The sequence below is a fragment of the Candidatus Accumulibacter vicinus genome, from assembly GCF_000584955.1.
In the GTDB taxonomy this organism is placed as follows: Bacteria; Pseudomonadota; Gammaproteobacteria; order Burkholderiales; family Rhodocyclaceae; genus Accumulibacter; species Accumulibacter vicinus.
Map to the genome: position 1 here is coordinate 138440 of NZ_JDSS02000027.1, position 6612 is coordinate 145051.

General features: G+C 61.4%; 4 protein-coding genes. 1 reads left to right on the top strand and 3 read right to left on the bottom strand.

Annotated elements, in window-relative coordinates; translation table 11 throughout:
- A partial coding sequence (locus CAPSK01_RS13125) for an asparagine synthase-related protein (protein WP_034927348.1) occupies positions 1-772 on the bottom strand: 772 nt, incomplete at its 3' end.
- 211 nt (positions 773-983) lie between these two features.
- Between CAPSK01_RS13125 and dnaE the strand changes: the two genes are divergently transcribed.
- Positions 984-4454: a DNA polymerase III subunit alpha gene (dnaE, locus tag CAPSK01_RS13130; RefSeq protein WP_034927349.1), complete on the top strand. Its 3471-nt coding sequence runs from the start codon at positions 984-986 to the stop codon at positions 4452-4454.
- A 17-nt stretch (positions 4455-4471) separates the two neighbouring features.
- Here dnaE and CAPSK01_RS13135 read toward each other — a convergent pair whose 3' ends face one another.
- Both CAPSK01_RS13135 and CAPSK01_RS13140 read right to left on the bottom strand, forming a co-directional pair.
- Positions 4472-6004, bottom strand: coding sequence for a mechanosensitive ion channel family protein (locus CAPSK01_RS13135; RefSeq protein WP_273703648.1), 1533 nt, complete (start codon positions 6002-6004; stop codon positions 4472-4474).
- An 83-nt stretch (positions 6005-6087) separates the two neighbouring features.
- Positions 6088-6612, bottom strand: a 525-nt coding sequence (locus tag CAPSK01_RS13140; protein WP_034927351.1) for a molybdopterin-binding protein, incomplete at its 5' end; no start/stop codon positions are given.

A 6612-nucleotide genomic window follows, 5' to 3' on the forward strand; every position in this document is an offset into this window, starting at 1 on the left:
CGTCATAGCCCTCGGCATCGAAGCCGATCGAATAGGCGGGTGCCGGCCTGCCTGTCACCTGGCAGAGTACGCCTGCCACCGTCGAGCTATCGGTGCCTCCGGAGAGAAAGCTGCCGACGCGCTGGTGGCCGGCGACTGCTTCAGCGACGTTTTCGCGAATCAGATTGCGGAACGTGTCGCGTGCGTCGGCGAAAGCTGGTTGGCGGCGCTCGTCGAAAAGCAAGGGCCAGTGACGTGTTTCATGTACGCCTTGCCGATCGAGCAGTACGCTATGCGCTGCCGGCAACCGGCGCACATCACTGAATATCGTGCGTGGTGCCGGGATCATGTGAAAGTACAGGTAGTCGAAAATCGCCTGCGGATCAAGTTCGTCGCTGCGCCCCGGAACACAGTCGGCACGGTCGGAGAAAGCCAGCGTCTTGCCGTCGGTGCGATAACACAGCGTCTCGACCGCGAACCGGTCAACGGCCAGGAAAACGCATCCGCGCGCGCCATCGACAATCACCAAAGCGTAGGATCCTCTGATGCGTGCGACCACTTCCACCCCGACCTCGCGCCAGGCCTGCAAAAGTTCTGCAGAAAATTCTGTCCTTCGCGGGGTGCCGATGCTGCCCCCCTCTCTGAACGAAGGGGAACCCATTACCGCGCAAAGGGTATCGGCGTTGCGGGCAACCTCTTCGCCCCGCAGGGTCAGCGAGCTGATCAGCGCCGGAGCTGCGCCGGAGTCGAAGAGGCCGGCCAGATTAATCTGGCCAGAGAGGATGTCTGTCATGGAGTCTGCGTGGCTGCGGTTGGTGGAACAAGAATAAAGCCCCTGATCGGGGCAGATGTTGGCGAATTCAATGCTACGCCAAAGCGACGAGTCGTGCTGTGTCAGAATTCACTCGGGCGGTACATCAGCCCCCGGCCTGCACAACAATTGGATACGCACCTCTGCTTGCGATGATCGCGTTTGCTGTGCCGCCTGGGGGTAAAATGCCGGGATGCTCGAGAGTCCGTTCATCCACCTCCGCCTGCATAGCGAGTATTCGATCACTGACGGCATCGTCCGTCTTGACGATGCGGTTGACCGTGCTGCCCGCTACGGGATGCCGGCACTGGCGCTGACTGACCTCGCCAATCTCTTCGGTCTGGTCAAGTTCTATTCGTCGGCGCGCAGCCGAGGGATCAAGCCGATATTTGGCAGCGATGTCTGGATTGCCAACGACAGCGACCCGGATCGTCCCTATCGTCTGTTGCTGCTCTGTCGCTCGCGGCAGGGTTATCTGCAACTGTGCGAGCTGTTGTCGCGTGCCTACCTGGCGCCGCGGGTGCGTGGGCGGGCCGAAATCACGCGCCGGATGTTGCAGGAAATTGGCGTCGATGGATTGATCGCTCTCTCAGGTGCGGCTGCCGGCGACGTTGGCGAAGCGCTGTTGCAGGGCAATTATCAACAGGCCGCAAGTCGAGCGCGCCAATGGGAGCAATTGTTCCCTGCAGCCTTCTACCTTGAAGTTCAGCGTTATGGCCAGGCGCAGCAGGAGTTGCTGGTCTCCATGACCGCCGATCTGGCGGCCGATCTTGAACTGCCGCTGGTTGCCACGCACCCGGTCCAGTTTCTCGAACGTGACGACTTCAAGGCGCATGAAGCGAGAGTGTGCATTGCCGAGGGCTACATGCTCGGTGATCCGCGCCGCCCCAGGTTGTACACCGAAGAGCAGTACTTCAAGTCGGCTGGCGAAATGGTCGAGTTGTTTGCGGACTTTCCCGAAGCGCTCGAGAACTCGGTGGAGATCGCCAAGCGCTGCAATCTGCAGATCACGCTCGGCAAGAGCTACCTGCCCGCTTTCCCGACCCCGGACGGCGTGACGCTCGATGATTATCTCCGCCAGGAGGCCGTTGCCGGCCTTGAACTTCGCCTGCAGCAGCTTTTTCCTGACCCGGCCGAACGTCTCGCAGAGCGCCCCCCCTATGATGCTCGCCTGCAGCTCGAAACCGATACCATCGTACAGATGGGATTCCCCGGCTATTTCCTGATCGTTGCCGATTTCATCAACTGGGCCAAGCACAACGGCTGTCCGGTGGGGCCGGGTCGCGGATCGGGCGCGGGTTCGGTCGTCGCCTACGCGTTGGGGATTACCGACCTCGATCCCTTGCGCTACGCGCTGCTCTTCGAACGTTTTCTCAACCCCGAGCGGGTATCGATGCCCGACTTCGACATCGACTTCTGTCAGGACAATCGCTGGCGGGTCATCGAGTACGTGCGCCGGAAGTACGGGGCAGCGGCGGTCTCGCAGATCGTCACTTTCGGCACCATGTCGTCGAAAGCGGTGATTCGTGACGTCGGCCGCGTCCTCGATCTGCCGTACAACTTCTGTGACCAGCTTGCCAAACTCATTCCGGTCGAGACCAACAAGCCGCTGTCGCTGGCCAAGGCAATTGCTGCCGAACCGCAATTGAAGGCCCGGATCAATGACGAGGAAGAGGTCCGCGATCTCTTCGATCTGGCCGCCCGCCTCGAAGATCTGACACGCAATGTCGGCATGCACGCCGGCGGCGTGCTGATTGCGCCCGGCAAACTCACCGACTTCTGCCCGGTCTATTCGGCCGACGGCGGCGGTTCGGTGGTTTCCCAGTACGACAAGGACGATGTCGAGAAGGTCGGGCTGGTGAAGTTCGACTTTCTGGGTCTGCGCAATCTGACGATCATCAAGCTGGCACTCGATTACGTCGAGAAACTCAGCGGCCAGCGTCCCGATCTGACCGTGCTTTCCTTCGACGATCCGCTCGCCTACCAGATTCTCAAGGACGGCAATACCACCGCGATTTTCCAGGTTGAATCGGAGGGCATGAAGAAACTGGTCCGGAAGCTCGCTCCCGATCGCTTCGAGGACATCATCGCGGTGCTCGCGCTGTACCGGCCGGGGCCGCTCGGTTCCGGAATGGTCGACGACTTCATCCTGCGCAAGAAGGGTCAGCAGAAGATCGACTATTACATCGACGATCTGAAGGTCTGCCTTGAACCGACCTACGGGGTCATCGTCTATCAGGAACAGGTGATGCAGATCGCGCAGATCATTGGCGGCTATACGCTCGGCGCCGCCGATCTGTTGCGGCGTGCGATGGGCAAGAAGAAGGCTGAAGAGATGGCCCTGCACCGCGACCTGATGCGCGAAGGGGCGAGAAAGAAGGGGCACGACGAAAAACTGGCGATGCAGCTGTTCGACCTGATGGAGAAATTCGCCGAGTATGGCTTCAACAAGTCGCACACTGCCGCCTACGCCGTGGTCACCTACCACACCGCCTGGCTGAAGGCACACCATTGTGCCGCCTTCATGGCGGCCACGCTGTCGTCGGACATGGACGTCACCGATACGGTAAAGATCGTGCACGACGACGCCATCGCCAATGGCCTGCGCATCCTCGGGCCGGATGTGAATGCCTCCGAATACCGCTTCACCCCGGTGGACCGCAGCACGATTCGTTACGGTCTCGGCGCCGTCAAGGGAACCGGCGAACAGGCGGTGAACGCGATCCTGAGGGTGCGCGAGGCCGGCGGTCCGTTCAAGGACCTGTTCGATTTCTGTCGACGCGCCGACAAACGCCTGGTCAACCGCCGCACCATCGAAGCCCTGATTCGTGCCGGCGGTTTTGATTCTCTCGACAGCCATCGCGCGCGTTTGCTGGCTTCGGTCGGCATCGCCATGGAAGCCGCCGAACAGGCCGAGCGCAATGCCATGCAGGTCAGCCTGTTCGACATCTTCGATGTCGGCGAGCAAGGTGGCGAACTTGGCCCGAGGTATGTCGAAGTGCCACGCTGGAGCGAGCGACAGCAGCTCAATGAAGAGAAGCTGGCGCTTGGTTTCTACTTCTCCGGCCATCCTTTTCATGGCGTTCAGGCCGAGGTGTCGCGCTTCGTGCGCAAGCCGCTGGCCGCGCTCGAAGCGAGGAAGGAATCGCAGTGGCTTGCTGGCCTGGTGGTCGGCGTCCGCAGCAAATTCACGGCACGCGGCAAGATGGCCTTCATCCAGCTCGACGACGGCACCAGCTCAATCGAAGTCTCGGTGTTCAACGAACTGCTCGAAGCCGAACGTGCCAAGATCAGGGAAGACGAGGTGCTGATCATCGAAGGCCGTGTGCAGCGCGATGACTTCGCCGGCGAAGGCCGCGTCAAAATCGTGGCCGAACATCTATGGACGCTCGCCGAAGCGCGCGGTCGTTTTGCCCGTCATCTGCGCCTGTCACTCAATGGCCAGGCCAACGGCAGCAACGCGCGCACCGCCGTGCACCGACTGCAAACCCTGCTGGCGCCTTACACTCCCGGTGATTGCCCGGTACGGCTGGCATATCGAAACGGGAACGCGACCTGCGAACTGGCTTTCGGCGACGCCAATCGGGTTCGCCTCGAAGATGACCTGCTGACGGCGGTTCGCGAATGGTTGGGGAGCGACAATGTCAGCGTGGACTATGCGTGAAGTGATTGTTTCGCTCCTCACAGCCCAAGAAAATTCTTGATCATGGCGAGCATGCCGGCCTTCGGTTGAGACACTGCGTGATCGCTGGAAGCGTTACTGAACTGGCGAATGAATGCGTCCATCTCGGCCTCACGGCGTGCGAGAATTTCGGCAACCGCCTCGGCGATTTCCGGGCGCGAGCGGATGACTTCTTCAACCGTGGCCTGGTCCAGTCGGTAGCAGACCACGTCAGTCTTGGCGATGACCGAGGCGCGGCGAGCCTCACCGGTCAACACCCCTTTCTCGCCGAAGGTGCCGCCGGCATGAATGGTACGGAACAGGCGCCTGGAATGGTCGGCAAAATCCATCCACACCTCGGCTTCGCCAGCGGCCAGCAGGTACAGCCAGTGTGGCGCGTCGCCCTGATGAAAGATCACGTCGCCGCAGGCGAACGGCGCATGGACCATACGCTCGCTGATGGTCCGCAGTTCCTCTTCCTGCAATCCGGCAAACAGTTCCAGCTTGCGCAGATCGACCATGCGTCGCTCGATTTCACGCCGATGGAGCGACTCCCGGTAGGCCTCGTTCTCCTTGGTGATATGCAGGGACTGCTCGGGCACCGCCAACTGCATGCCCGCGCGTTGCAAGGCAGCGAAGATATGCACCCGCACGGCAGAGTCGGTGGGATCATCGGGCTGCGGGTCAAGCATCCAGTAGCGTAGTGCGTAGCGCCCGTAGCCCGGACCGAACTCCATCAGCACGCAGGTCGGGCGAGGTTCACGCGCGACATTGGGGATTTCGGCAGAGCTGATCGTCGCCTCGATCTTCTGGATCACCAGCGTCGGGGATGATTCATAGGTGACGTTGAACCATACCCAGCGTCGCCAGGGCCAGGGGGTGATGTCGGTGCGGCCGAAAACGGTGAACTTGCCACGCATCAACTGGCTGTTGGGGACCACCACCACGTCGCCATTACGTGTCCTGATCGTCGTCTGCCGCCAGCGGATCTGGGCAACCCGGCCGGTGATGTCTTCGATCCTGATCCAGTCGCCGGTACGCAGCGAGTTATCGAGTTGCAGGGCGACGCCTGCAAGTACATTGCCGAGGGTGTCCTGCATCGAGAAAGCCAGGACAGCGGTGAGCACCGCCGAGGTGGTCAGCAGACTCGACGGGTCGAATCCGACAATGTGCAGCCGCCCCATAATGAAAACGGCGTAGACCACGAGCACAATGATGTCCTCGGCGATACGTACGACGACCATGCCAAAGCGCGGCAGGATGACCCGAAAAACGAAGATCGCCGCCAGGCGAAACAGCGCCATCCCCGATCCGATGACGAAGATCTCATGCACCATCACTGCGACGCGTGAATAATCGAGCGCCTCAAGCAGTGCCCCGAAGAGTTGTCCGCAAAGGCAGAGCCCGAATACCGCCACCGTCCCGCCGACTCGCCGACGTTCCTTGGGCAACAGGCGCAGCGACAGCAACGCAAAGATGGCGACAGCAGCAATCACGTACTTGGTTTCGGGCAGCCAGAAGTAGGACCAGATACGCTGCATGATTTCGGTCATCGTTTCTCCTTGGTCATCTCGGGCCGTGGTACTGCTTGCCAGGTCGTCTCGGCAAGCCTCGACCACCAAAGCCCACCCGGACCTCAGACCAGGCCGTCGAAGACTTGCACGCTGACCGTCTCACCCGAGGCGACGCTGCCGCGATCCTGTTCCAGGACAATGAAGCAGTTGGCGTCGGACATCGAGCGCAGGATTCCCGAACCCTGGGCACCTGTCGGCCGAACGCACCATTGGCCCTGCGCGTGGCTGAGGATGCCCCGCTGGTACTCGGTACGGCCGGGAGACTTCTTCAGTGCGACACTGCACCGTGCCGGTAGCAGCGGCACGACGGGCAGCGGGTCGGCGCCCATCAGCAGGTAGAGCGCGTCGCGGACGAAGGCGTAGAAAGTGACCATTACCGCCACCGGATTACCCGGCAGGCCGAACAGCCAGGCTGCAGCCTTCTCCTCGCCACCTGTCCCGGCAGCGGTAATGCGGCCAAAAGCCATCGGGCGACCGGGTTTCATGGCGATTTTCCAGAACAGGACTTCGCCCAGTTGCGTCATCAGCGGTTTGACGAAGTCGGCCTCGCCAACCGAGACCCCGCCGCTGCTGATCACCACGTCGGC

Bases quoted from the DNA above. Each gene is read 5' to 3' on its own strand.
- CAPSK01_RS13135 (WP_273703648.1), bottom strand. From the start codon at position 6,004: ATGACCGAAATCATGCAGCGTATCTGGTCCTACTTCTGGCTGCCCGAA.
- dnaE (WP_034927349.1), top strand. From the start codon at position 984: ATGCTCGAGAGTCCGTTCATCCACCTCCGCCTGCATAGCGAGTATTCG.